Source organism: Methylobacterium phyllosphaerae, assembly GCF_001936175.1.
In the GTDB taxonomy this organism is placed as follows: domain Bacteria; phylum Pseudomonadota; class Alphaproteobacteria; order Rhizobiales; family Beijerinckiaceae; genus Methylobacterium; species Methylobacterium fujisawaense.
Genome location: NZ_CP015367.1, coordinates 2,979,796 through 3,002,719 on the forward strand (window position 1 = coordinate 2,979,796; position 22,924 = coordinate 3,002,719).

Genomic DNA, 22,924 nt, shown 5'->3' on the forward strand with positions numbered 1-22,924 from the left:
GTCCTACCACCAGCTCGCGCGGGTCTCGGGGGCGGCCGGCCGGTTGGCCGAGGCCGGGCGCAGGGAGTGATCGAGGGCGGCCAGCACGCGGCGCACGGCGTCCTCGTAGGTCGCCGCCACCGGTTCGCGCGGCCGGGCGAGCCCGATCGGCACGGTCTCGTCCAGGCGTCCCGGCCGCGGCCGCATCACCACCACCCGGTCGGCCAGGGTGACGGCCTCTCCGACGTCGTGCGTGACGATCAGGATCGTCGGCTTCGACTCGGCCCAGAGATCGAGGAGCTGCTCGTGCAATCCCTTCCGGGTGAAGGCGTCGAGGGCGGAGAACGGCTCGTCGAGGAGCAGGACCCGCGGCCGCGCCACGAAGGCCCGGGCGATGGCCACGCGCTGCTGCTGGCCTCCGGACAGTTCCCGGGGCCAGCGGCCACCGTGCTCGGCGAGGCCGACCCGCTCCAGAGCATGGGTCACGCGCGCCCGGCGCTCGAACCGCGGGAGGTCGGCGAGGCCGAAGCCGACATTGCCGGCCACGTCGAGCCAGGGCAGCAGCCGCGGCTCCTGGAACACGACGCCGACGCTCGGATGGGGCGCGCGGATCGTCTCGCCGTCGACCTGCACGGCGCCTTGGCTCGCCTGATCGAGCCCCGCGATCAGCCGGAGCAGCGTCGTCTTTCCGCAGCCCGAGCCGCCGATCAGCGCGACGATCTCGCCCTGCTGGACCGACAGGTCGATGCCCGACAGGGCCCGCGTGCCGTCGGCATAGGTCTTGGAGAGGTCGTCGACGGTCAGCACGGGCGTCTCTCGCGCGGTCGCGGGATGGGGATCGGATTGGAACCGCGGCGCGGGACCGTCCCCGGTTCCGCGCCGCGCGTCAGCCCCAATCCTGCGGTCACAGGCTGTCCCGCACGGTATCCTGCCATCGGGTCAGGGGCCGTGTCAGCGTCAGCAGGGCCATGTCGGCCGCCTTGCCCACGAGGGCAAAGGCGATGATCGCCGCCACGATCTGATCCGGCTTGCTGAACTGCTGGCCGTCCACGAGCAGATAGCCGAGGCCCTCGGAGGCGCCCATCAGTTCCGCCGCCACGACGAACAGGAAGCCGAGACCGAGCCCCGTGCGCAGCCCGACGAGGGTCGCCGGCAGCACGGCCGGCAACAGGATCCGGCGGGCGAGAGCAAGGCGGGACAGGCGGAAGATCCGCCCGACCTCGACCAGCTTGCGGTCCACCGAGGCGATCGCCCCCGAGACGCCGACATAGACGGGGAAGAACACGCCCACGGCGATCAACAGCACCTTCGGCGTCTCCAGGATGCCGAACCACAGGATGAAGAGCGGCACCCAGGCCAGAGACGGGACGGCGCGCAGGGCCTGCAGGCTTGGATCGACGAGCCAGCGCAGCAGCGGGATCGTCGCGACGAGGGCACCCGCGATGATCCCGGCCGCCGCTCCGCACAGGAAGCCGAGGCCGACCCGCACGAGGGTCGCCTCGACGTGAAGCCAGAGATCGCCCGACACCGCGAGCTCCCAGAGGGTCGCGCCGATCCGGCTCGGCGGCGGGAGCAGCCGTCCGGAGGCCGCGCCCGTCGCCACCGCGATCTCCCAACCGATCGCCGCGACGAGCGGCAACAGAAGCCCCAAACCCGCGCGGCCGCCCCGCCGCAGCAGCGGCACGCTGCCGCTCACTGTCCGGCGACGGGATTGAAGCGCGCGTAGAGCAGGCCGTCGACGGCCGCGGCCACGTCGGTACCCGCCGGGATCACGCCCGCCTGCTGCAGGGCTGTTCCGGCCGCCTTGATCGACTGGGCCTGGGCTGCGCCGATCGCCGGCTGGGACAGGTCGGTCCGCTCGAGCTGACGGGCGATCACCGGCTCGGGCAGCTTCGTGGCCGCAACGAGGGACGCGGCGAGGGCCTGGGGGTTGGCGAGCGCGTAGGCGCGGGCCCGCTCGTAGGCGGCGATCACCGTCCGGACGAGGTCGGGATGGGCCGTCGCGAACTCCTCCCGGACGTCCAGCAGGCCCCAGGTGTTCGCGGCGGCATCACGGTAGAACAGCACGTCGCCGTTCTCGATCTCGGCGGCCGCCATCATCGGATCGAGGCCGGCCCAGGCATCGACGTCGCCGCGGTCGAGGGCGGTCCGGCCGTCCGGATGCTGCAGCAGCACGAGCTTGGCGTCGCGCTCGGTGAGGCCGGCGCTCTGGAGCGCGCGGATCAGGAAGATGTGCGGATCGGTGCCCCGGGTGACGGCGACGCGCTTACCCTTGAGATCGGCGGGCTTGGCGATGCCGCTGTCCTTGCGGGTGACGAGCGCCGTCCATTCCGGGCGCGAATAGGCGTAGATCGCCTTGATCGGATTGCCGTTGATCCGCGCCACGAGGGCTGCGGCGCCGGCCGCCGAGCCGAAATCGATGGCGCCGGCGTTCAGGAATTCGAGCGCCTTGTTGGAGCCGAGCGACTGGACCCAGCGGACCTTGATGCCCCGCGGCGCCAGCGCCTCCTCGAGGAAGCCCTTCTCCTTCAGGAGCAGGCCGACCGGATTGTAGGTCGCCCAGTCCAGGCGGACCTCCTTCGGATCCTCGGCCCGGGCCTCGCGCGACGAGAGGCTGCCCAGGCACGCCAGGGCGAGGCCGGCGGCCAGGAGGGATCGGCGGTTCGGGATCATGAATCGGGCCTGGCGTCTGAAGTGGGTGCGGCGGGAGGCGTTCGGTCTGCGGCGCCGTAGCACAGGTCCCGGTTCGCGGTGCGATCCGAGCCTGTTCCTTCGAGGCGGCCGCGTTCGGGGAGTCAGCAGCGGCGGCAGATCAGCCGGACGGGTCTTTCGGACCGCGGCGAGGTTCGAGCGCGAACCGTCCACCCGATCCGGACGGCGTCCCTGTTCGTCCCGGGGACACGACCGGACCGCCCATGCGTCTTCATCTTCCCTGCGCTGCCCTTACCGTGACAGTGAATACAAGATCCTGTCGGTCGGCCAAGGAGTCAACGAAACGGCTTTCTCTACTTTGCTGGATGAAAGCAAGAATGTTCGTCATTTTGCGACGGCACGAGAATATTCTGCGCTTGAACGGACCGGCGATGCCACTGCGGTTCTCCGACCCTTCTCGGCGCCCATTCAGGCCAGCGAGACGCCCTGCGTCCGACGACGGGGGCCGCTCGGCGCCATCGGGGACGTGCGCGGCGCGCAAGCGTGTCGAGCCTCCTGGCGGTCGCGCATCCCGGTTCATCGCAGCCGGTCTGCGCCACGCCGAATCCCGGGCGGACTTCCGGCAGCCGGCGTGCCCCGGCCTGAACCGACGTCGGATTGGATGCGACCCTCCCGCATCGTCGATGGCAGAGCCGGCTGCGTCGTCCCCCCGGGGGCCCGGCACATGGCGTCGGGAGCGGCCTTCGTCATTCATCGCTCGATCACGAGATGTACCGACCCTTCGTGCGCGAATATTGATTTGCAGAAAAGCCGGTGAATATTATCGGTTTACGGGTTCGGGCGATTCACGCGGCGATACAGGCGCGATCATGGGGACGAGCATGGGCGCGAACCGGCACGAGCGGGTCCCGGACTTCTCGGGCTATCCGGATCTCGTCGTGATCTATCTCGGCATGAAGGTCCGGACGCTCGCCGGCGTCAGGACTCTCCTCGGCTTCGGACCGCGCATCGCCACGGTCGGCGCGGAACGCCCGGACGGCCTGCTGCACTACGAAAACAACATCATCTTCAGCTTGCGCCCGCTGCATCTGGGCATGCGCTGGTACTGGCGCGACATCGACAGCATGGTCGCCTGGGCGAAATCCGAGCCCCATCGGATCTGGTGGCGGGATTTCCTGCGGGACACGCGCGGCGTCGGCATCTGGCACGAGACCTACCACATGCGCGGCGGCATGGAGGCGATCTACAACGCAGTCCCGGGCGCGGTCGGTTTCTCGGCCTTCATGCCGATGCAGGAGGCGCGCGGCTCCCTGGCGACGCGGCACGCGCGGCATGCCACGTCCGATCTGCACGACCTTCCCTCGGGGAATGCGCCGGAAACGTCCGTGTCCCGCTGACGCGCGCCACGGGCCCTGCCCCGGTGCCGGCCGGTACCGTCCCAGCGGAAGCGGGCTGAGCCTCGCGCGTGCAACGCTGGGTTCGCTTGCACAGGTGGGTCGGCTAGACTCCGGCCCGCTCACGCGGCACGGAGCAGATCAGCCTCGATGACGGTCGGTTCGATGAGACAGGGCACCCTGCGCCTCGGCGCATTCTTCTACGCGACCGGCCACCATGTTGCGGGCTGGCGCCATTCCTCCAGCGAGGCCGACGGCGGTCTGGTCCTCGAGCGCTATGTCGGCTGGGCGCAGCGGGCCGAAGCCGCCAAGTTCGATCTCATCTTCCTCGAAGATGGCACCGGCATCCGCGACCTCGATCTCCGATCCAGCGAGCGCACCGCGCGCTCCACCCATTTCGAGCCGGTGACGCTCCTGTCGGCACTCGCGGCGGTGACGAGTCGGATCGGTCTCGTCGCCACCACCTCCACCAGCTTCAACGAGCCCTACAACGTCGCGCGCCGGTTCGCGTCCCTCGACCACCTCAGCGGCGGACGGGCCGGCTGGAATCTCGTCACCTCCGCGACCGACGCCGAGGCGGCGAATTTCGGCGGCGACCGGATCGCCCGCCACGCCGACCGCTACGAGCGCGCGGAGGAGTTCGTGGACGTGGTCCTCGGCCTCTGGAACACCTGGGACGATGGCGCGGTGATCATCGACCGCGCCAGCGGGCAATTCTCGAAGCCGGATGGCTTCCGCCCGTTGAACCACCGCGGCAGCCATTTCGAGGTGCGCGGGCCGCTCAACATCTCGCGCACGCCGCAGGGACAGCCCGTGCTGGTGCAGGCCGGCTCCTCCGGGCCCGGCAAGGATCTGGCGGCGCGCACCGCCGAGATCGTGTTCACGGCCAATCAGACGCTGGAGGAGGCGGTGGCCTTCTACGGCGACCTGAAGGAGCGGATGGCGCGGTTCGGCCGCGCCCCGGACGATCTGAAGGTGATGCCGGGCCTGTTTCCCGTCGTCGGCCGCAGCGAGGCCGAGGCGCGGGCGAAGTTCGAAGCCCTGCAGGACCTGATCGATCCCGTCGTCGGCCTCGCGCTGCTCGGACGCATGATCGGCGGCCACGACCTGTCGGGCTACGATCCCGACGGGCCCGTCCCGGAATTGCCCGAGACGGACGGCATCAAGTCCCGCCAGCAGCTGATGGTCGATCTCGCCCGTCGCGAAGGTCTGACCCTGCGTCAGCTCTACCTGCGCATCGCGGGCGCCCGCGGCCACTCGCAGATCATCGGCACGGCCGCCCAGATCGCGGACGAGATGGAGGAGCGGTTCCGGGCTGGCGGGGCGGACGGCTTCAACATCATGCCTCCGACGCTGCCCGGCGGCCTCGAGGATTTCATCACGCTGGTCCTGCCGGAGCTTCGCCGGCGCGGCCTGTTCCGCACCGAGTACGAGGGCCGAACCCTGCGGGACCATCTCGGCTCGCGCCCGCCGGCAGGATTCGGGCCTCATCCAGCCAGGACCTAGGGGTGGCGGCCGGTCGCCGCGTGCAGCGACCGGCCTGCGGCGTCTTGGCCATTAAGATGATTGCGCACAAGCGATAATCCCTGTGATACGAGGAGCCATCACGGTCGAAGGCCGCCATGTGCAGGTCGTGGCAGGGGCGACGGGGCATTGACGGATCAGCAGGAACGCACCCGCTTCGAAGCGGAGTTTGCGCGCATCGGCGCGAGTTCCGACCCGTTCGTATCCGCCGTTCGGGCGACGCGGATGCCGATGCTGATCACCGATCCCAATCAGCCGGACAATCCCATCGTCTTCGTCAATGCCGCCTTCTCCACGCTGACCGGTTACGCCCATGACGAGATCATCGGGCGGAACTGTCGGTTCCTGCAGGGGCCCGAGACCAACCGCGCCGATATCGCCAAGATCAGAGCGGCCATCGCGCGCCGGGTGCCGATCGAGATCGAGCTGTTGAACCACAAGAAGAGCGGTGAGCTTTTCTGGAATCGGCTCCTGATCTCGCCGGTCTTCGATCGCGACGGTGAGTTGACCTATTTCTTCGCGTCGCAGTTCGACGTGACCCTGGAGCGGGATAAGCTTGCGCGGATGCATCGCGACCGGCTGGCGCTGGAGCTGGAGGTGGAGCGTCGCACCAGCGACCTCACCCGCAGCGAAGAGCGGCTGCGCTTCATCCTGAAGGCCGGACGCTTCGGCTCCTGGACCCTCGATCTCGCCGACATGCGCCTGGTGGCCTCCGAAACCTGCAAGGAGAATTTCGGACGGGCGGCCGACGACCCCTTCAGCTACGAGGATCTGATCGCGGCGATCGATCCCGAGGACCGCCCGCGCATGCAGGCGGCGGTGCAGACCTCGATCCGTGAGCACAGCGACTACGACATCGAGTACCGGGCGCGCACGCCGCGTGGCGAGCTGCGCTGGCTGCAGATCCGCGGCCAGACCTTCTACGACGCGGTCGGCCAGCCGCTGAGCATGGCCGGCGTCTCCATCGACGTGACCGAGCGCAAGCGCGCAGAGGAGCACCGCACCCTCCTGGCCGACGAGCTGAACCACCGGGTGAAGAACTCGATGGCGACCATGCAGTCCATCGCGCACCAGACTCTGCGCAACGCATCCTCCGTGGAGGAAGCGCACAAGACCCTCGACGCACGGCTGCAATCGCTCTCGGCCGCCCACGACGTTCTGACCCGCGAGAGCTGGATCGGCGCCACGCTGACCGTGATCGTGGAGGGCACATTGCAGCCGTTCCGCGGCGGCGCGGGGCAGAGGTTCCTGATCAACGGCCCGGAGGTGTGGCTGACGCCGCGCCTGACCCTCGCCTTCACGATGGCGCTGCACGAGCTGGCGACCAACGCAGTCAAGTACGGCGCCCTGTCGAACGACAGGGGACGGGTGATCCTGAACTGGGACGTGGTGGATGGGGCGAGGCCAGCCCACCTCTGGTTCCGTTGGGAGGAAATCGGCGGACCTGCGGTGACGGCGCCGGCCCGCGGCGGCTTCGGCACGCGCCTGATCGAGCGGGCGCTGGCCGCCGAGATGGGAGGCTCGGCGGAAATCGAGTACCGCCCCCGCGGCGTCGTCTTCACCCTGGACGCGCCGTTGCCCGACCGGAGACCGGCCGCAGCGGAGGACCCGACGGCCTGAGAACCTCGAGCGCCGGCGCGCCGCCGTTCACGTCATGCGCGTCAGGACAGCCTCGTTCCAGAACCTGCGATGCAGGAAGGCCATCGCGGCATGGCCGAGGACGACCGCTAGGAGCGTGAAGCCCAGCCAGTAATGGAACAGATCGGCGGGAAGCATCATCCAGGCGATCTTCGTGTCCCGCTCCGGCATCAGGGGGAGGCCGTAGGGCGCGAAGGGCTTGCCCGAACCGTACTGACGCAGCAGCGCGAGGCCGGGGACGAGGATCATCAGCAGATAGATCAGGCCATGACCGGCCACGGCGGCGCGCCCCGGAGCGCCCGGATGTGACGGGCGCCGGTGGAGATTCGCGAGTCCCCAGGCCCCGCGCAGGAGCACGAGCACGAACAGCGTGAAGCCAAGGGTGAAGTGGCTCCCGCCGACGAGGCGCGTGAGCGCGGTGTCACCGATCGCGACGTAGAGCAGCGCGCCCGTGAATTGCCACGCGAAGAGGGCGGCCATCAGCCAGTGGAAGCCGCGGCTGATGCGGCCGTAGCGGTGCGGGGTGTCCAGCCAGACACTCTGCGGCGCGGCTTCGCGGTTCATCGGCCTGGTCATGCCGCGGTCTCGGTCCACAGGTCTCCGGCCATGGCGTCGGCTTGCAGGATCTCGGACGCCGCGGCGGTGAGCGCATGATCCGGTCCGGGCTGGCGCAGATAGGTGGCGAGGTCGCGCGCGAGCCGCTCCAGCCTATGGCCGCGCATGAATCCCTGCAAGCCGACCGAGCGCTGGGCCAGCTGGAGGACATCGAGGCCGGCGCGCTCGACCGCGAGGCGGACCAAGTTGATGTAGGCGACCACGCGTGCGGGCGGCATCCCGGCGTCCGATGCGACCTGCGCGCCGCGCTCGATCCAGAGCCGCGCCCCCTCGACCGCGATGGCTCCCTCGCCGAGGCGGGCCAATTGGTGCGGGTCGCCGCCCCGGCCGGTCCGGTTCAGGTGGCCGCGCCAAGCATCGAACACGGCTTCGATGCCGCCAAGCTGGACCGCAGCAAAGCGCCACGCGCCGCCCGAGAAGGCCGGCTGCTGGAAATAATCGTCGGGCTGGCCCAGGATGTCGCCGGCATTGACGGCGAGACCGGTGAAATCGACCGTGCCGGTCGCCGAAGCGCGCATGCCCTGCGCGCGCCAGGCCGAGAGATCGGCCCGGGTGCCGGCTTCGAGCGGCACCACCATCATCGCCACGCCGGCCCGGTCCGGATGCCGGGCGGTCACGAGGGCGCGGGTGACGTAGCCGGCGCCCGACGCGAAGGTCTTCACGCCGAGGAGTTGTCCGTCGGTATCGCGCGCCTCGACCCGCAAGCCGCCCTCGGCCGGCTCCGTATTCCAGACTCCGAACAGATGACCGGCGCGCGCGTCGGCGAACAGGCGGCTTCGCTGGTCGGGCGTGCCGTACCGGGCAATGAGCTGGATGGCGTTGACGTGTCCCTCGTAGAGTCGGCCGAGGGCGAGGCTGCCGTAGCCGACCAACCGCAGAACCTCAGCCAGGGCGCCGGCTCCCGGCTCCGTCCCCAGGCCGGCCCCGCCCTGTTCCACCGGGACCGGGGCGGCGAGCAGCCCGAGCCGCGCGAGATCGGCAACATCGTCCTGCGGAAAGCCGCCGTCATGGTCCTGGGCATCCGCGCGCGCCGCGGCCGCAGCGGCAATGGTTCGGGCGGCCGCCTCGGAATCGTAGATCGGGTCCAGACGGGTCCACTGGTCCATGCGTCTTTCCCCTTCAGGTCGCGGCCGGGCGCGGCGGAGTGCGCAGATTGCACCGCCGATCCGTGCACGCTGAGCGCCTAGCATCGCGATCCGCGCGGCCGGTTACAGGAGCGCAGCCGCGCAGGGTCGAGCGCTCGGATGTCGTCACGTCTCGCCTCCTACCCGCACTGGATGCGGAAGATCATAGAAAGCTAACCTGAGAGTGAACCACCCTTTCCTCATCCGGGGCTGCGACCAATGCGACCGCACTCGGCCGGGTCGGCGGCTGCGCCGCGATGGTTCAGTTCAAAGTCCGGTTGGCGCGCAGCTGCGACACCGCGAGGTCGACGAAGGTCCGCACCTTCGCGGGTGCGCGCCGGCCTTCGGGATACAGCACGTGGACGGGTATCGGTGCCTCCTCGTACTCGTCGAGCACGATCCTGAGGCGGCCTTCGAGCAGATCCGGGCCAATCTGGTAGTGCAGGACCCGCGTCAGCCCCCAGCCTGACCGGGCGGCGGCGATCGGAACCTCGTTGGTGTTGCTCTGAAGGGTGGGATGGACGACCACCCGCTCGTTCCCCGCGAACCGCCATTCCGGCGACGCCCAGGCGCCGGTGGAGACTGCGATCCGGTGCCGCTTCAGATCCGCCGGCGTCGTCGGCACGCCGTGGCGCGCGAAATAGGCCGGGGCGCCGCAGATGACATGGCGGACCGACCCGACCCGGGCCGCCGTCAATCCGGAATCGGTCAAGCGGCCGATCCGGATCGCGACATCGATCCCTTCCTCGACGATGTTGACGGGCCGATCGACGAACAGGGTCCGCGCCGACATGGTCGGGTAGGTGTCGAGGTAGTGGGTCACGATCGGGAGGACGTGCATCTTCCCGAACAGCACGGAGGCCGTGACCGCGAGCGTCCCCGAGGGCGTCGCATTGGAGCCGGCCGCCGCCGACTCGGCCTCGGCGATGTCGGCCAGGATCCGCCGGCAATCCTCGTAGTAGCGGCTGCCCGCCTCCGTGAGCTTCACGGAGCGCGTCGTCCGGATCAGGAGCCGGGCGCCGATGGTCTCCTCGAGGGCCGCCACAGCACGCGTGACGGCCGGCGGGCTCATGTGCAGGAGGCGGGCGGTCTGCGCGAAGCTCCCCGTCTCGGCGACCTTGGCGAAGACGCGCATGGTTTGCCAACGATCCAAGGCCTCGCTCCTGGGCTTCGCGAAACGGACCGCGCCGCCGACGCCCGGTCCAGGCTCCCCTCACCCGCCGGGCCGGTGATCAGAACCCGAAATGGCTCAGGCCCGGATGATCGTCCGGCCGGCGTCCGAGGGGCCAGTGAAACTTGCGGTCCGCTTCCGCGATGGGCAGCTCGTTGATGCTGCTGTGCCGGTAGCGCATCAGCCCGTCATCGGCGAATTCCCAGTTCTCGTTGCCGTAGGCCCGGAACCAGTGGCCGCTGTCGTCGTGGTACTCATAGGCGTAGCGCACGGCGATCCGGTTACCGGTGAAGGCCCAGAGCTCCTTGATGAGGCGGTAGTCGAGCTCCCGGTTCCACTTGCGGGTCAGGAAAGCCTCCACCTCCGCGCGTCCGTTCAGGAACTCGGCGCGATTCCGCCAGCGGGTATCGGTCGTGTAGGCCAGGGCGACCTTGGCCGGGTCGCGGCCGTTCCAGCCATCCTCGGCGAGGCGGACCTTCGCGATCGCGCTCTGCTCATCGAAGGGCGGCAGCGGGGGACGGGACATGGTGTACTCCTGGGGTGCGCGAGGTTGCGGGACCCGGGCCCGATATCGACGCCGCGCACAATGATCGGCCGCCGACGATCCCGGAAGGTGGAAAACGGAGTCGGGTGAAGCGTGCCGGGCGTCACAGCGCGAGCTGCACCCGGTCCGTGCCTTCGGCGGGCACGGCCGAGCAGATCAGCACTTCGTCCTCAGTTACGGCGGAGCTCGGTTCCTTGCGATAGGTCACGGCGCCGGCGAGCAGCTTTGTGCGGCAGGTCCCGCAACTGCCTTCCCGGCAACTGAAGGCGGGTGCGAGGCCGCGGGCTTCGGCGAGGTCGAGGAGGCTACCGGACTCGGGGGTCCAGCGCGCCTCCTTGCCGGTGTCGAGGAAGGCGACGGGCACCGGTTTCGTAGAGGCGGGCGGGCGGGGCGGCGCGACGCCCTCCGACCCCGCCGTCCGGACCAGCGCAGACGGGCCGAACGCCTCCGCGTGGATCCTGTCGTCCGACACGGTGTAGCCGCGCAACCCGTCATAGAGCGCCTGCGTGAAGGTCGGCGGCCCGCACAGGTAGAAGTCGTAATCGGCGAAAGCCAGGAAGCGCGTGAGCAGCGCCATGTCGATCCGGCCCGCGGCCTCGTAATCGACGCCGGCCCGGGCGTCGGAGACGTCGCTCAGGACGCGCACGATCCGGACGGAGCCCTGTGCCGCTGCGGCCAGCTCGGACAATTCCGCGTCGAAGGCGCGATCGGACCGCGCACGTGCGGCGTAGATGAGCGTGGTCGGTCGGATGTTGCGGGTGCGAAGGCCCTCGTAGACCACGTGCCGAAGCATTGCCAGGAGCGGCGTTATCCCGACGCCGCCGGCCAGCAGCACCGCGGGGCGCGCCGCGTGGGCCTCGAGGGAAAAATCGCCGCCGGGCGCCCGCGCCTCGATGATGTCCCCAACCTGGAGGCGGTCGTGCAGGTGCTGCGAGACGATGCCGTCGCGCTTCACGCTGATGCGGTAGGTCGGGTCGGAGGGCGCGACCGAGAGCGTGTAGGTGCGGATCACCGGCGCGTCCGCTCCGGGCAGCGTCACGCGGATCGGGAGATGCTGGCCCGCACGGTGCGAGAGCCGTCCGGCTCCGTCGTCCGGAGCCAGATGGAAGGACCGGATGGAGCGGCTCTCGTCGGTGATCTTCGTCACCCGGAAGGGCCGCCAATGCGCGGCACGCTCGGTCGCCCGGACGCGATCGGCCGCCTCCACCCAGTCGCCGGTCATCAGCGCGTTCGGCGACCATCCATCCGCCTGGAACGACCACCGCAGCGGGAGGGCGCCCCGCCGACGGATGACCCGGCGCGGCCGGAAGCTCCAGAGACGCTCGGCGCCCTGGAAGGCGGCGAGCTCTGGCGAATCCAGGATCACGGCGGCGTCGCCGGTCAGGTGGAGAAGATCACCCGTCGCGAAATCGGTGAAGACCAGCCCTGCCCTGCCGTTGAGGTGGATGTTGCCGAGGGTGGCGAAAAACAGGTTTCCGGCGAAGTCGGGGATCGTGAGCGTACCGTCCGCAGCGACACGGACGAAGCCCGCCTTGCCGCCGCGATGCGAGACGTCGACCTGGCGCCGGCCCTCGCGGTCGGCATACGACGCCACGAAGAACGTGTCGGCCGCCGCGATCAGGGACCGCGCCGCCTCGTCGAGATCCGCGCGCTCCTCGACCGGGGCAGCGACGGGCGCGCGAAGATCCCCGAGGACGGTCATGTCGCGGAGCTGGATGTACTGCGGACAGTTTCCGAAACTCTGATCGACGTCGAAGTGCAGGATCCCGCCGGCCGTGGATCGGACGATCCCGTTGACGCGGTTCCGTCGACGGCTGTGCAGCTCGATCCCGAGGAGACCGATCGCGTCGCCCTCCCCCGTACCCTCAGCCGCGGGATCGCCCGGGTCGGGCCGCACGGCGATGTCGAGGGCCGTCGGTGTCGGTGAGGTGATGAAGCCCGGGCCGCCGGCGAGAAGCGTGGCCCAGGCATCGCCGCGCCGGTCGACGCTGCCGAGAACGACGAAGGGAATCTGCGCATAGAAGGCGCGGTGCTGATCGGGCATGAAGTCCCGCACCACCCTCTGTCCGATCATTTCCATCCGTTCGGCGGCGCCGACCGTCTCCTGAATGGACTTTTCGCCGGCATGCCAGGTCGGCAGCTTCGCAAAGGTCTGACCGTCATCCATCATGGCGCCCTCCGCTCGATTCCGCTCCCGGATGCGGTTGCATCCAGGCCTGCCGGTCACCCCGCGGCCGTGAGGCCGGCGGGTGTCTTCGCGAGAGGGACGAAGCCCGGCAGGCTTTCGACCCGGCGCAGGAACGCCTCGACGTTCGCATAGCTCGACAGATCCACGTTGCCCTCCGGGGCCCGGGCCAGGTAGCTGTAGAGTGCCACATCCGCGATGGTCGGCCGCTCGGCCGCGAGCCAGTCCCGCCCATCGAGATGCGCCTTGAGCCGCGCCAGAAGCGTGTGCGCCCGGGCGATCACCTCCTCCGGATTGAACGTGGCGCCGAAGACCGTGATCAGCCGGGCGGCGGCCGGTCCGTAGGCGAGTTCACCCGCCGCGACCGACAGCCAGCGCTGGACCGCCGCCGCGCCCTGCGGATCCTCGGGCAGCCAATCCGACCGGCCGAGCCGTTTCGCGACGTAGACCAGGATGGCGTTGGAATCGGCGACGATCACGCCGTCGTCGTCCAGCACCGGTACCTGACCGAACGGGTTCATCGCGCGAAAGGCCGGTGTCCTGTGCTCGCCCGCCTTCAGGTCGACCTCGACCAGCTCATGCGGCGCGCCGACCAGGGACAGGAACAGGCGAGCCCGGTGCGCGTGGCCCGAGAGGGGATGATGGTAGAGCTTCATGGTGGCGGTTCTCCGTCGGTGGCCGGGATTGCCCCGCGCCGCGACGGTAGAATGCTGCCGTCGCGGCTTCGGCGGAATGCGCGTTCTGCGCAGCACATCATTCCGGAAATCGGAATAATCATCGGCGCCTGTCGCCAGCCTGGCGCGAGAGCCGGGATCGCGACCAGTCCTCGGATCCGTGCCGGCGCGCCGATGCCGCGCGCGAAGGTTCGGGGATGTGAGGAGCGATTGGAGGGATGACGTCCTCTTTTCGGGTTGCACCTGCGGGATCCGCGTGCTCGTCTCACCCGCCTCCGCCGGGCCCGCGGACGGGTCGTCGATAAGATTCTCGCCATGGGCCATCTCTCGACGCACGTGCTGGACACCACCTCGGGCAGGCCGGCTGCCGGCGTGGTCATCGAACTGCGCCGCCTCGCCGCCGACGGGACGGCGGAGCCTATCGCCTCGGCCGTCACCAATGCCGACGGGCGGACCGACGGTCCCCTGCTGGACGAGGCGACCCTGTCGGCCGGCACCTACGAGTTGCTCTTCCACGTCGGCGCGTATTTCGCCCGGACGGGCCTGGACGGATCGCCACCCTTTCTCGATGTCATCCCCGTCCGATTCGGGGTCTGCGACCCGGACGGGCGCTATCACGTCCCCTTGCTCGTCACGCCGTGGAGCTACGCGACCTATCGCGGAAGCTGACGTGGTCCCGCACCGGACAGGACCGGTGGCAGGGCTGAAGAGCCGCGTCGAAGGCCGCGAAGAGAGGGGCGGGACGCAACCTCCGAAAGGACCGCGCGGGCCTTGACACGGGCTTCATAACCGAAGAGCCTAGTTTTCAGGCGCGGGGCAAAGCTGCCCAGTTTCGCGCCACAATGTCTCGACCTTTCCCGGCGATGCCGCCCGCAGTGCTCACGCACTGGCGGGCTTTTTGCGTTCTGAAGGATTGCATGGGCCTCAGCCATCACAGCATCGGCATCCTGTTCTCCACGGACGGTCCCTACGGCCTCGTGGGGCGGGCCATGCTGAACGGGGCACGGCTGGCGGTCGAGGAGGTGAACGCGCAGGGCGACATCACCCTCGAGCCGGTGATCTGCGACCCGCAGGGCGCCCTCGCCGGATACGTCGCCGGCGCCGAACAGCTCCTCGGCGCGGGCATCCGCCACGTCGTCGGTTGCTACACCTCGTCGAGCCGCAAGGAGATCATCCCGATCTTCGAGAAGCGGGATGGATTGCTCTGGTATCCATCGCATTACGAAGGCTTCGAGACGTCGGCGAATGTGATCTACACCGGCGCCGCACCGAATCAGCACATCGTCCCCCTGGTCCGATACCTGCTCGCCCGGGGCGGCCGTACCGCCTTCTGCGTCGGATCCAACTACATCTGGGCATGGGAGAACAACCGGATCCTGCGCGAGACGCTGGCGATCGCGGGCGGCCAGGTCACGGGTGAACGCTATCTCGCAGTGGGCGAGACCGCCCTCGGGCAGGTGATCGAGGCGATTCTGGACGCGAAGCCGGACTTCGTCTTCAACACCCTGATCGGGACGTCGGCGTATCGCTTCTTCCGCGATTTCCGGAGCGCCTGCCGCGCGCGCGGCATCGACCAGCCGCGGACATTGCCGGTGGCGAGCTGCAGCCTCGCCGAGCCGGAATTGGAGGCGATCGGGCCGGAGGCGGTCGACGGTCACCTGTCGTCGAGCGTCTACTTCACGTCGATCGACTCTCCCCGAAACCGGGCCTTCACGGCCGCCTATGCGGCGCGCTTTCCGGACGGGCCGACCGCGTCGGCCGATACCGAATCCTCCTACATCGCGGTCCATCTCCTGGCGCGGGCGCTGGCGCGGGCCGGGACGGAGGACGCCGCGACGGTGCGCAGGACCGCCTGCATGGACGCGTTCGACGCGCCGCAGGGGCCGGTCCGTCTCGACGAGACCACGCTCCATGCCTGTCTGACGCCCCGGATCGGCCTCTCGACGGCGGCTGCCCGCTTCAGCATCGTGGCGCAAGCGGACGAGCCGGTGGCGCCGGATCCCTATCTCGTGCGCAGCGACCCGCGCGTCGTGCCGGTGAGCCGGCGTCCGCGCCTGCGGGTGGTGCCATGACGAATCCCCGCCTGATCCAGAACTTCAGTGGCGCGCAGGCCCTGCTGATCGCGCCGCCGGGCACCGCCACCGAGGTTCTCGCCGGCACCCTGTTGAAGCTGGGGCTCACGGTCGCCTCGGTCGTCCCGGCCGGCGAAGCGCCCTGGCTCGATTTCGAGAGCCTCGACCCCGAGCGCCACATCGTCATCGTGGACGGCGATCTGCCGCTGCCGGGCATCGCGGCGAGCGCCGTCTCCGATCTGCCGCCAGTGCCCGTGGTCGGGCTCGTCGGCGCCGAGGCGCCCAGCCGGCTCAAGGGGCTGCTCCAGCTCGGCGCCACCGGGCTGCTGCGCAAGCCGATCCACGGTGCCTCGGTCTACGCCGCTCTGTTCCTCGCGGTGAACGAGCACAACCGACGGCGCGTGCTCGAGGAACAGCTGGCCCGCCACGAGGAGCGGCGGCGCGGCCGGCGCCACGTCGTCAAGGCGATCCTGCGGCTGATGCAAGAGCACGGCCTCGACGACGACGCGGCCTACGAGGCCCTGCGCCGCGAAGCGATGCGCGCCCGCCAACCCCTCGAAGCGTACTGCGAAGCGCTCATCCGCGCCCGGCCGTCCCCCGTGGCGCCCACCGTGGCGCCGCGACTGGCCCGCTCCTGAAGTTCTTTCGCCCCCCGAAGACGAGGATGCCCTGATGCCGAGAACGCCCCGCGGATCCCGCCTGTCCGCCCTCGCGGCCGCCCTGCTCCTGAGCACACCTTTGGCCGCCCCCGCGGCCCGCGCCGCCGACCCGATCAAGCTCGGCGTCCTCGAGGACCAGTCCGGCGACTTCGCCCTCGCCACGATCGGCAAGGTCCACGGAATCCAACTCGCCGCGGACGAGATCAACGCCGCCGGCGGCATCGCCGGGCGCAAGCTGGAACTCGTGATCTACGACACGCAGTCGGACAACACGCGCTATCAGGAATTCATGCGCCGCGTGCTCCAGCGCGACAAGGTCAACGCCGTCTTCGCGGGCTTCTCCAGCGCGTCCCGCGAAGCCTACAGGCCGATCGTCGACCAGCTCGACGGCTTCGCCTTCTACAACAATCAGTACGAGGGCGGCGTCTGCGACGGCCACATGGTCATCACGGGCGCGGTGCCGGAGCAGCAATTCTCGACGCTGATCCCGTGGATGATGGAGAAGTTCGGCAAGCGGGTCTACACGATCGCGGCCGACTACAATTTCGGTCAGATCTCGGCCGAGTGGGTGCGCAACATCGTCAAGGAGAACGGCGGCGAGATGGTCGGGGAGGAATTCATCCCCCTCGGCGTGTCGCAGTTCTCGCAGACGATCCAGAACATCCAGAAGGCCAAGCCCGACATCCTGATGACGCTGCTCGTCGGCACCGCGCAGGCCTCCTATTACGAGCAGGCGGCGGCCGCGAACCTGAAGATCCCGATGGGGTCCTCGGTCAATATCGGCCAGGGCTACGAGCACAAGCGCTTCCAGCCCCCGAGCCTCGCCAACATGTACGTGACCACGAACTACATCGAAGAGGTCGACAGCCCGTCGAGCAAGGCCTTCCTCGCCAAGTGGAAGGCGAAGTTCCCGAACGAGCCCTACGTCAACCAGGAGGCCGAGAACTCCTACCTCGCGGTCTACCTCTACAAGCAGATGGTAGAGCGGGCGAACGGCTCGACCAAGCGGGCCGACCTGCGCAAGGTCATCGCGGCCGGCGACGTCTGCGTGGACGCGCCGGAGGGCAAGGTCTGCATCGACCCCAAGAGCCAGCACGCCTCCCACACGATCTCCCTCGCCAAGGTCGACGAGAAGCACGCGATCTCGTTCCCGAAGACCTGGGACAACATCCAGCCCTACTGGCTCGGGAAGGCCGGCTGCGACCTGACGCAGAAGGATCCGATGGCGCAGTACACGCCGAGCAACCCGCCCAAGCCCTGAGGCGCACGATACCGCCGGGGCCCGTGCGCCCCGGCCCCCTCCGTCATGATCGGGCCTCCTGGATGGATCTGCTGACCCACGCCTTCACGTTCCTCTACCAGATCGGCGACGCGTTCTCGTTCCTGGTGCTCTCCGCCTGCGGTCTCGCGGTGGTGTTCGGCATGATGGGCGTCATCAACCTCGCGCACGGCGAACTCATCATGTGCGGGGCCTACGTGACCGCGGCGACGACGCGGGCCGGGCTGCCCCTGCCCCTCGGCATCCTCGCGGGGGCGCTCGCGGCCGGCGCCGTCGGCATGGTGATGGAGCGCCTCGTCATCCGCCACCTCTACGGCCGGCCCCTGGACACGATCGTGGCAACCTGGGGCATCAGCCTCGCGGCGACGCAGGGCACGCTGATCCTGCTGGGCTCCAGCATGCCGGGGATCGGCACGCCGCTCGGCAGCTTCGCGGTCGGCGGCTACTCCTACTCGACCTATCGCGTGGTCCTGATGGTCGCCGCCGTTGCGGTGCTGGCCGGGCTCTACCTCGCCTTCAACGCCACCCGCTTCGGCACCCTGGCGCGGGCCACCATCCAGGTGCCGCACATGGCCGAGGCCCTCGGCGTCGACACGCGCACCGTCTACGCCCTGACCTTCGGCCTCGGCGCGGCGCTGGCGGGCCTCGCGGGCGGGCTCTACGCGCCGACCATGACCATCGTGCCGACCATGGGCACGACCTTCATCATGGAGGCCTTCGTCACCGTGGTGGTCGGCGGCGCCGACATCTTCCTCGGCACGGCGCCGGCGGCGCTCGTACTCGGCACGGTGCGGGCACTGCTCACCACGTGGCAGGGCCAGCTCTTCGGGCAGATCGGGCTCCTCGTCGCGGTGATCCTGGTGATCCGGGTGCTGCCGCGGGGCATTTCGGGCCTGATCCTGCGCGAGCGGGCGTGACGCCATGGTGATGAGTCTGGCGATGACCCTGCTCCGGCGCCTCGAAGGCCCGCAGACCCTGGGACGCGGGCCGGCCTTCTGGACCGCGTTCGCGATCGTGATCGCCGCCGCCATCGCCTATCCGTGGTTCGCGGACGGCTACACGGTCGGCAACACCGCCTACTTCTTCTGCTGGGTGTTCATGGCGCTCGGCCTGTGCCTGATCTGGGGCTATGGCGGCGCGCTGAGCTTCGGCCAGACCGCCTTCTTCGGCCTCTCCGGCTACGCCTACGGGGTGCTCACCCTCAATGTCGGCGCCGCCTACGGTTTCACCCTGGCGGCCCTGGTGCTGGCGGTGGCCCTCTCGGCCGTCATGGCGGCCCTCCTCGGCTATTTCCTGTTCTTCGGCCGGATCGGCGGCGTGTTTCTCGGCATCATCACCCTGTCGGTGACGCTCGCCCTGGAGCGCTTCATGGCGCAGACCGCCGGCCCGGAATGGAAGATCGGGGCGGCGCGCCTCAACGGCTACAACGGCATGAGCGGCATGCCGCCCCTGACCGTGCCGTGGTTCGACGGCGAAATCGTGCTGTTTCCCGACGTCGCCCTCTATTACGGCCTCCTGGGTCTGCTGATCGTCGTCTACCTCGCGCTGCGCATCCTGGTGAACGCCCGGTTCGGCAACGTGCTGGTGGCGATCCGCGAGAACCCGGAACGGGCCGAGATGCTGGGCTACGACGTGCGGCGCTACCAACTCGCCGCCTTCGTGATCGGCTCGGCCCTCGCGGGGCTGAGCGGTACCCTCTACACCGCGTGGGGCCAGTACATCACGCCCTCCAGCATGGGCCTCACCGCCGCCGCGCTGCCGGTGATCTGGGTCGCGGTCGGCGGCCGCGGCGACCTGACGGCCACGCTGCTCGGCACGCTCGTGGTCCTCGGCGGCTTCCAGGCGCTGACGATCTACGGCAGCCAGTACGCCCTCGTGGTGATGGGCCTGCTCCTCGTCGTGGTGGTGCTGGCGGCGCCCGACGGCCTGGTGGTGGCAGCCATGCGCGGGCTCGGCCGCCTGCGCCGCCGGGAGGCCGGCCGATGACTCCGCTCCTCGAGACCCGCGCTCTCAGCAAGCATTTCGGCGGCCTCCACGTCACCAACGACGTGAACTTCGCCCTCGCGGCGGGGGAGATCCACTGCCTGATCGGGCCGAACGGCGCCGGCAAGAGCACCTTCTTCCGCCTGCTGCTGGGCGAGTACACGCCGGAGCGGGGGCAGATCCTCTACGCCGGCGAGGACATCACCGCGCTCAAGCCCTTCGCGCGGATTCGCCGGGGCATGAGCGTCAAGTTCCAGGTACCGGGCATCTTCCCGAGCCTGTCGGTCGCCCACAACCTGGAGATTGCGCTCCAGCATCATCTCGAGGGGGCCTCGCTCGGCGCCGAGATCCGCCGGCTGCTCGCGTTCCTCAACCTCAGCGCGGCGGCCTCCGAGCGGGCCGGCAATCTCAGCCACGGGCAGAAGCAGTGGCTGGAGATCGGCATGGCGATCAGCCTCAAGCCGCGCCTGCTCCTCCTCGACGAACCCACCGCCGGGATGTCGCCGGACGAGACCTTCGCCACCGGCGCGATGGTACAGGCCCTCAACCGCGACGGCGTCGCGGTGCTGGCCATCGAGCACGACATGGCCTTCGTCCGGCAGATCGCCCAGCGGGTGACCGTGCTCCATGTCGGGCGCATCTTCGCCCAGGGCACCACCGACGCGATCATCGCGGACGAGCGGGTGGCGGCGATCTACCTCGGCGAGACGGATGCGCCACCCCTGCGGAGTGTCGCCGATGCCTGAGCCGCTTCTCGCGACCACCGGCCTGCGGGCCGGCTACGGCGGCAAGCCCGTGCTGCAGGGGGTCGACCTCGCGGTCCGGCCCGGTGAGATCGTGGCGGTGATCGGCCGCAACGGCGTCGGCAAGTCGACGCTGATGCGCAGCCTCGTCGGGCTGCTGCCCGCCTCCGGGGGCGGCATCGCCTTCCGGGGCGCCGCGGTCGAGGGCCTCGCCGCCCACCGGCGCGCCCGCCTCGGCATCGGCTACGTGCCCCAGGGCCGCGACGTCTTCCCGCGCATGAGCGTCGCCGACAACCTGACGGTCGGCGCGTCCCTGCTGCCGAAGGGCGAGCGGCCGGATTACGAGCGCGCCTTCGGGCCGTTCCCGATCCTGCGGGAGCGGCGCGGGCAGCGGGCCGGAACCCTCTCCGGCGGCCAGCAGCAGCAGCTCGCCATCGGCCGCGTCCTCGTCGGCGGACCCGCCCTGATCCTCCTCGACGAGCCGTCCGAGGGCATCCAGCCCTCGGTGGTGCAGCAGATCGGCCGCACCCTGGTCGATCTCAACCGCCGTACCGGGGTCACGATCGTGTTCGTGGAGCAGAACCTCGACCTGATCCGCGCCATGGCCCAGCGCAGCTACGTCATGGACAAGGGCCGGATCGTCGCGGAGCTGACGGCCCGGGACCTCGACGACCGCGACCTCGTCCGGCGCCACCTCGCCGTCTGACACCTCAATCCGTCAACCAAGGGAGAGACGACCATGCAGTGGCTCGATCAGTCCATCATGGCCCGCAAGGGTGTCGCCGGCGGCAAGTCCGGCCAGGAGCACACGATCACCGAGGCCGAGCAGGGCCGCTACCACTACGTCTACGGGCCCTTCGCCGAGCCGGTCCTCACCGTCGATCCGGGCGCCGTGGTCACCGTCGAGACCCACGACGCCTTCGAGGGCAAGATCCGCCACGAGACCGACAGCCCGACGCAGATCCTGAACTTCCCCTACCTCAACCCGCAGAACGGGCCGATCTTCGTCAACGGCGCCGAGAAGGGCGACTGCCTCGCGGTGGCGATCCGCTCGATCCGGCCGCGCGGCCCGCAGCCCTGCGGTACGACGCTGATCATGCCGGAATTCGGCGGCCTCGTCGCCACCGGCGACACCGCGCTCCTCAACCCGTCCCTGCCCGAGCGGGTGCGCAAGCTCGAGGTGACGGCCGAGAACGGCGTGCGCTGGAACGACCGGATCACGCTGCCCTACCAGCCGTTCATCGGCACGATCGGCACCTCGCCGGAGATCGAGGCGATCTCCTCTCTGCAGCCGGACTATTACGGCGGCAACATGGACCTGCCCGACGTCGGCGTCGGCGCGGTGATCTACCTGCCGGTGAATACCGAGGGCGCGCTCCTGTATCTCGGCGACTGCCACGCCGCGCAGGGCGACGGCGAGCTCTGCGGCGTCGCGGTGGAGCACCCGACCCACACGACGGTGCAGATCGACCTGATCAAGGGCTGGACCTTCCGCTGGCCGCGGCTGGAGACCGCCGACTTCTACATGACGATCGGCTCGGCCCGGCCGATGGAGGACGCCGCGCGCATCGCCTACCGGGAGCTGGTCCGCTGGCTCGCCGCCGATTTCGGCTTCGACGAGATCGACGCCTACATGCTGCTCACGCAGTGCGGGCGCGTGCGGCTCGGCAACATGGTCGATCCGAAGTACACGCTCGGCGCCTCGATCACGAAGGCGATCGCCCACGCCTGATCGGCGACGGAGGAGGATGGCATGGATCTCGGGCTCAGAGGCCGCCGGGCGCTGGTGACCGGCGGCACCAAGGGCATCGGCGCGGCGATCGTCGACCTGCTTGCCGACGAGGGGGCGGCGGTCGCCCTCTGCGCCCGCAACTCCGCGGAGGTCGCCGCCAAGGTCGACGCCCTGCGCGCCAAGGGCGTGGCGGCGACCGGGCGCGCCCTCGACGTCGCCGATCCCGCCGCCCTGCGCGGCTGGGTTGCCGAGGCCGCAGGGGAGCTCGGCGGCCTCGATATCGTGGTGCCGAACGTGAGCGCGCTGGCCGTCGGAAGCGACGAGGCGGCGTGGCGCAGCGGCTTCACGGTCGACATGATGGGCACCGTCACGGCGGTCGAGGCGGCGATGCCGTTCCTCGAACGCTCCGAGGCCGGCGCGATCGTCGTCATCTCCAGCGTCTCCGGGCGCGAGATCGACTTCGCGGCCGGTCCCTACGGCGCCTTCAAGGCGGCGCTGATCCACTACGCGCAGGGGCTGGCCTTCCAGCTCGCGCCCCGGAACATCCGCGCCAACTCGGTCTCGCCCGGCAACACCTACTTCGCGGGCAGCGTCTGGCACCAGATCGAGACCGGCAACCCGGCGCTGTTCGCCGAGGCGCTCCGGCTGAACCCCACCGGACGCATGGCGCGTCCGGAGGAGGTGGCGCGCGCGGCCGTCTTCCTGGCGAGCCCGGCCGCGAGCTTCATCACCGGCACCAACCTCGTGGTGGACGGCAGCCTGACCCGCGGCGTGCAGTTCTGAGACTTTCGAACGCCCGCGGGCGACATCCGGAAGCCTGAAGCGGCGACGGGACCGGCCTGCCGCGCATCGGCAGGCGGGATCGGGACACGGTCCCGAAGGACACGCGCGGCCGGCCCATGCGCATCGGATGTTCGGCGACGAAGTCTGGAGATCGCGGATATCGACCACACTTG

At 69.8% G+C, this 22,924-nt stretch carries 22 protein-coding genes; 13 read left to right on the forward strand and 9 right to left on the reverse strand.

Features of this window, described 5'->3' with window-relative positions; translation table 11 throughout:
- Positions 1–3: 3 nt before the first annotated feature.
- From MCBMB27_RS13475 to MCBMB27_RS13485, 3 genes are all read right to left on the reverse strand, one after another.
- The gene (locus MCBMB27_RS13475) at positions 4–786 is read right to left on the reverse strand and encodes an ABC transporter ATP-binding protein (protein ID WP_075380667.1); all 783 of its coding nucleotides are present in this window, start codon (positions 784–786) and stop codon (positions 4–6) included.
- Between the two features lie 97 nt (positions 787–883).
- Positions 884–1,663: an ABC transporter permease gene (locus MCBMB27_RS13480; protein ID WP_236952970.1), complete on the reverse strand. Its 780-nt coding sequence runs from the start codon at positions 1,661–1,663 to the stop codon at positions 884–886.
- A gap of 8 nt (positions 1,664–1,671) precedes the next feature.
- Complete coding sequence (locus tag MCBMB27_RS13485; protein WP_075380668.1) at positions 1,672–2,652, reverse strand: aliphatic sulfonate ABC transporter substrate-binding protein; 981 nt, start codon at positions 2,650–2,652, stop codon at positions 1,672–1,674.
- Between the two features lie 848 nt (positions 2,653–3,500).
- Here MCBMB27_RS13485 and MCBMB27_RS13490 point away from each other — a divergent pair.
- From MCBMB27_RS13490 to MCBMB27_RS13500, 3 genes are all read left to right on the forward strand, one after another.
- On the forward strand, positions 3,501–4,028 hold the full coding sequence (locus MCBMB27_RS13490) for a DUF4188 domain-containing protein (RefSeq protein ID WP_236952971.1): 528 nt from the start codon (positions 3,501–3,503) through the stop codon (positions 4,026–4,028).
- 162 nt (positions 4,029–4,190) lie between these two features.
- Positions 4,191–5,531 carry an LLM class flavin-dependent oxidoreductase gene (locus tag MCBMB27_RS13495; protein ID WP_075381964.1) on the forward strand — a complete coding sequence of 447 codons (1,341 nt, stop codon included), beginning with the start codon at positions 4,191–4,193 and terminating at the stop codon, positions 5,529–5,531.
- A 147-nt stretch (positions 5,532–5,678) separates the two neighbouring features.
- Complete coding sequence (locus MCBMB27_RS13500; protein WP_043356402.1) at positions 5,679–7,169, forward strand: HWE histidine kinase domain-containing protein; 1,491 nt, start codon at positions 5,679–5,681, stop codon at positions 7,167–7,169.
- A 27-nt stretch (positions 7,170–7,196) separates the two neighbouring features.
- Here MCBMB27_RS13500 and MCBMB27_RS13505 read toward each other — a convergent pair whose 3' ends face one another.
- The 6 genes from MCBMB27_RS13505 to MCBMB27_RS13530 form a co-directional block, all read right to left on the reverse strand.
- Positions 7,197–7,763 (reverse strand): cytochrome b, encoded by a 567-nt coding sequence (locus MCBMB27_RS13505; protein WP_083683534.1) that lies wholly within the window; start codon positions 7,761–7,763, stop codon positions 7,197–7,199.
- Positions 7,760–8,908: an acyl-CoA dehydrogenase family protein gene (locus tag MCBMB27_RS13510; protein WP_043758693.1), complete on the reverse strand. Its 1,149-nt coding sequence runs from the start codon at positions 8,906–8,908 to the stop codon at positions 7,760–7,762. Before MCBMB27_RS13510 ends, MCBMB27_RS13505 begins: the two co-directional genes overlap by 4 nt.
- Positions 8,909–9,188: 280 nt before the next feature.
- Entirely contained in the window at positions 9,189–10,079 is an 891-nt protein-coding gene (locus MCBMB27_RS13515) for a LysR family transcriptional regulator (protein ID WP_043356396.1), read from the reverse strand.
- Between the two features lie 79 nt (positions 10,080–10,158).
- Positions 10,159–10,623 (reverse strand): nuclear transport factor 2 family protein, encoded by a 465-nt coding sequence (locus tag MCBMB27_RS13520; protein WP_075380669.1) that lies wholly within the window; start codon positions 10,621–10,623, stop codon positions 10,159–10,161.
- Between the two features lie 121 nt (positions 10,624–10,744).
- Positions 10,745–12,808, reverse strand: a complete 2,064-nt coding sequence (locus tag MCBMB27_RS13525; protein ID WP_075381965.1) for a 2Fe-2S iron-sulfur cluster-binding protein — start codon at positions 12,806–12,808, stop codon at positions 10,745–10,747.
- 56 nt (positions 12,809–12,864) lie between these two features.
- Positions 12,865–13,482: a glutathione S-transferase family protein gene (locus tag MCBMB27_RS13530; RefSeq protein ID WP_075380670.1), complete on the reverse strand. Its 618-nt coding sequence runs from the start codon at positions 13,480–13,482 to the stop codon at positions 12,865–12,867.
- A gap of 333 nt (positions 13,483–13,815) precedes the next feature.
- Here MCBMB27_RS13530 and uraH point away from each other — a divergent pair, with 333 nt between their 5' ends.
- The 10 genes from uraH to MCBMB27_RS13580 all read left to right on the forward strand — a co-directional run bounded on the left by uraH (position 13,816) and on the right by MCBMB27_RS13580 (position 22,751).
- Positions 13,816–14,169, forward strand: a complete 354-nt coding sequence (gene uraH, locus MCBMB27_RS13535; protein WP_053610606.1) for a hydroxyisourate hydrolase — start codon at positions 13,816–13,818, stop codon at positions 14,167–14,169.
- A 248-nt stretch (positions 14,170–14,417) separates the two neighbouring features.
- Positions 14,418–15,572: a transporter substrate-binding domain-containing protein gene (locus MCBMB27_RS13540; RefSeq protein WP_043758700.1), complete on the forward strand. Its 1,155-nt coding sequence runs from the start codon at positions 14,418–14,420 to the stop codon at positions 15,570–15,572.
- Positions 15,569–16,210 carry an ANTAR domain-containing response regulator gene (locus tag MCBMB27_RS13545; protein WP_053610607.1) on the forward strand — a complete coding sequence of 214 codons (642 nt, stop codon included), beginning with the start codon at positions 15,569–15,571 and terminating at the stop codon, positions 16,208–16,210. The genes MCBMB27_RS13540 and MCBMB27_RS13545 overlap by 4 nt, the downstream gene beginning before the upstream one ends.
- Before the next feature lie 34 nt (positions 16,211–16,244).
- The gene (locus MCBMB27_RS13550; RefSeq protein WP_043385770.1) at positions 16,245–17,492 is read left to right on the forward strand and encodes an urea ABC transporter substrate-binding protein; all 1,248 of its coding nucleotides are present in this window, start codon (positions 16,245–16,247) and stop codon (positions 17,490–17,492) included.
- A 62-nt stretch (positions 17,493–17,554) separates the two neighbouring features.
- Complete coding sequence (locus tag MCBMB27_RS13555) at positions 17,555–18,427, forward strand: ABC transporter permease subunit (RefSeq protein WP_043356373.1); 873 nt, start codon at positions 17,555–17,557, stop codon at positions 18,425–18,427.
- 4 nt (positions 18,428–18,431) lie between these two features.
- A complete protein-coding gene (locus MCBMB27_RS13560; protein WP_374701374.1) occupies positions 18,432–19,496 on the forward strand; it encodes a branched-chain amino acid ABC transporter permease in 1,065 nt (354 codons plus the stop codon).
- On the forward strand, positions 19,493–20,239 hold the full coding sequence (locus MCBMB27_RS13565) for an ABC transporter ATP-binding protein (RefSeq protein ID WP_075380671.1): 747 nt from the start codon (positions 19,493–19,495) through the stop codon (positions 20,237–20,239). The genes MCBMB27_RS13560 and MCBMB27_RS13565 overlap by 4 nt, the downstream gene beginning before the upstream one ends.
- Positions 20,232–20,942 (forward strand): ABC transporter ATP-binding protein, encoded by a 711-nt coding sequence (locus MCBMB27_RS13570; RefSeq protein ID WP_043356375.1) that lies wholly within the window; start codon positions 20,232–20,234, stop codon positions 20,940–20,942. The genes MCBMB27_RS13565 and MCBMB27_RS13570 overlap by 8 nt, the downstream gene beginning before the upstream one ends.
- Positions 20,943–20,975: 33 nt before the next feature.
- Positions 20,976–21,968, forward strand: a complete 993-nt coding sequence (locus MCBMB27_RS13575) for an acetamidase/formamidase family protein (RefSeq protein ID WP_075380672.1) — start codon at positions 20,976–20,978, stop codon at positions 21,966–21,968.
- Between the two features lie 21 nt (positions 21,969–21,989).
- Positions 21,990–22,751 (forward strand): SDR family NAD(P)-dependent oxidoreductase, encoded by a 762-nt coding sequence (locus MCBMB27_RS13580; RefSeq protein WP_075380673.1) that lies wholly within the window; start codon positions 21,990–21,992, stop codon positions 22,749–22,751.
- The last annotated feature ends 173 nt before the right edge of the window (positions 22,752–22,924 follow it).

Coding starts and splice junctions, on each gene's coding strand:
- MCBMB27_RS13560 (WP_374701374.1), top strand. CDS start 18,432: ATGGTGATGAGTCTGGCGATGACCCTGCTCCGGCGCCTCGAAGGCCCG.
- MCBMB27_RS13565 (WP_075380671.1), top strand. CDS start 19,493: ATGACTCCGCTCCTCGAGACCCGCGCTCTCAGCAAGCATTTCGGCGGC.
- uraH (WP_053610606.1), top strand. CDS start 13,816: ATGGGCCATCTCTCGACGCACGTGCTGGACACCACCTCGGGCAGGCCG.
- MCBMB27_RS13520 (WP_075380669.1), bottom strand. CDS start 10,623: ATGTCCCGTCCCCCGCTGCCGCCCTTCGATGAGCAGAGCGCGATCGCG.
- MCBMB27_RS13540 (WP_043758700.1), top strand. CDS start 14,418: ATGGGCCTCAGCCATCACAGCATCGGCATCCTGTTCTCCACGGACGGT.
- MCBMB27_RS13525 (WP_075381965.1), bottom strand. CDS start 12,808: ATGGATGACGGTCAGACCTTTGCGAAGCTGCCGACCTGGCATGCCGGC.
- MCBMB27_RS13555 (WP_043356373.1), top strand. CDS start 17,555: ATGGATCTGCTGACCCACGCCTTCACGTTCCTCTACCAGATCGGCGAC.
- MCBMB27_RS13550 (WP_043385770.1), top strand. CDS start 16,245: ATGCCGAGAACGCCCCGCGGATCCCGCCTGTCCGCCCTCGCGGCCGCC.
- MCBMB27_RS13485 (WP_075380668.1), bottom strand. CDS start 2,652: ATGATCCCGAACCGCCGATCCCTCCTGGCCGCCGGCCTCGCCCTGGCG.
- MCBMB27_RS13545 (WP_053610607.1), top strand. CDS start 15,569: ATGACGAATCCCCGCCTGATCCAGAACTTCAGTGGCGCGCAGGCCCTG.
- MCBMB27_RS13505 (WP_083683534.1), bottom strand. CDS start 7,763: ATGACCAGGCCGATGAACCGCGAAGCCGCGCCGCAGAGTGTCTGGCTG.
- MCBMB27_RS13510 (WP_043758693.1), bottom strand. CDS start 8,908: ATGGACCAGTGGACCCGTCTGGACCCGATCTACGATTCCGAGGCGGCC.
- MCBMB27_RS13570 (WP_043356375.1), top strand. CDS start 20,232: ATGCCTGAGCCGCTTCTCGCGACCACCGGCCTGCGGGCCGGCTACGGC.
- MCBMB27_RS13580 (WP_075380673.1), top strand. CDS start 21,990: ATGGATCTCGGGCTCAGAGGCCGCCGGGCGCTGGTGACCGGCGGCACC.
- MCBMB27_RS13575 (WP_075380672.1), top strand. CDS start 20,976: ATGCAGTGGCTCGATCAGTCCATCATGGCCCGCAAGGGTGTCGCCGGC.
- MCBMB27_RS13490 (WP_236952971.1), top strand. CDS start 3,501: ATGGGGACGAGCATGGGCGCGAACCGGCACGAGCGGGTCCCGGACTTC.
- MCBMB27_RS13495 (WP_075381964.1), top strand. CDS start 4,191: ATGAGACAGGGCACCCTGCGCCTCGGCGCATTCTTCTACGCGACCGGC.
- MCBMB27_RS13530 (WP_075380670.1), bottom strand. CDS start 13,482: ATGAAGCTCTACCATCATCCCCTCTCGGGCCACGCGCACCGGGCTCGC.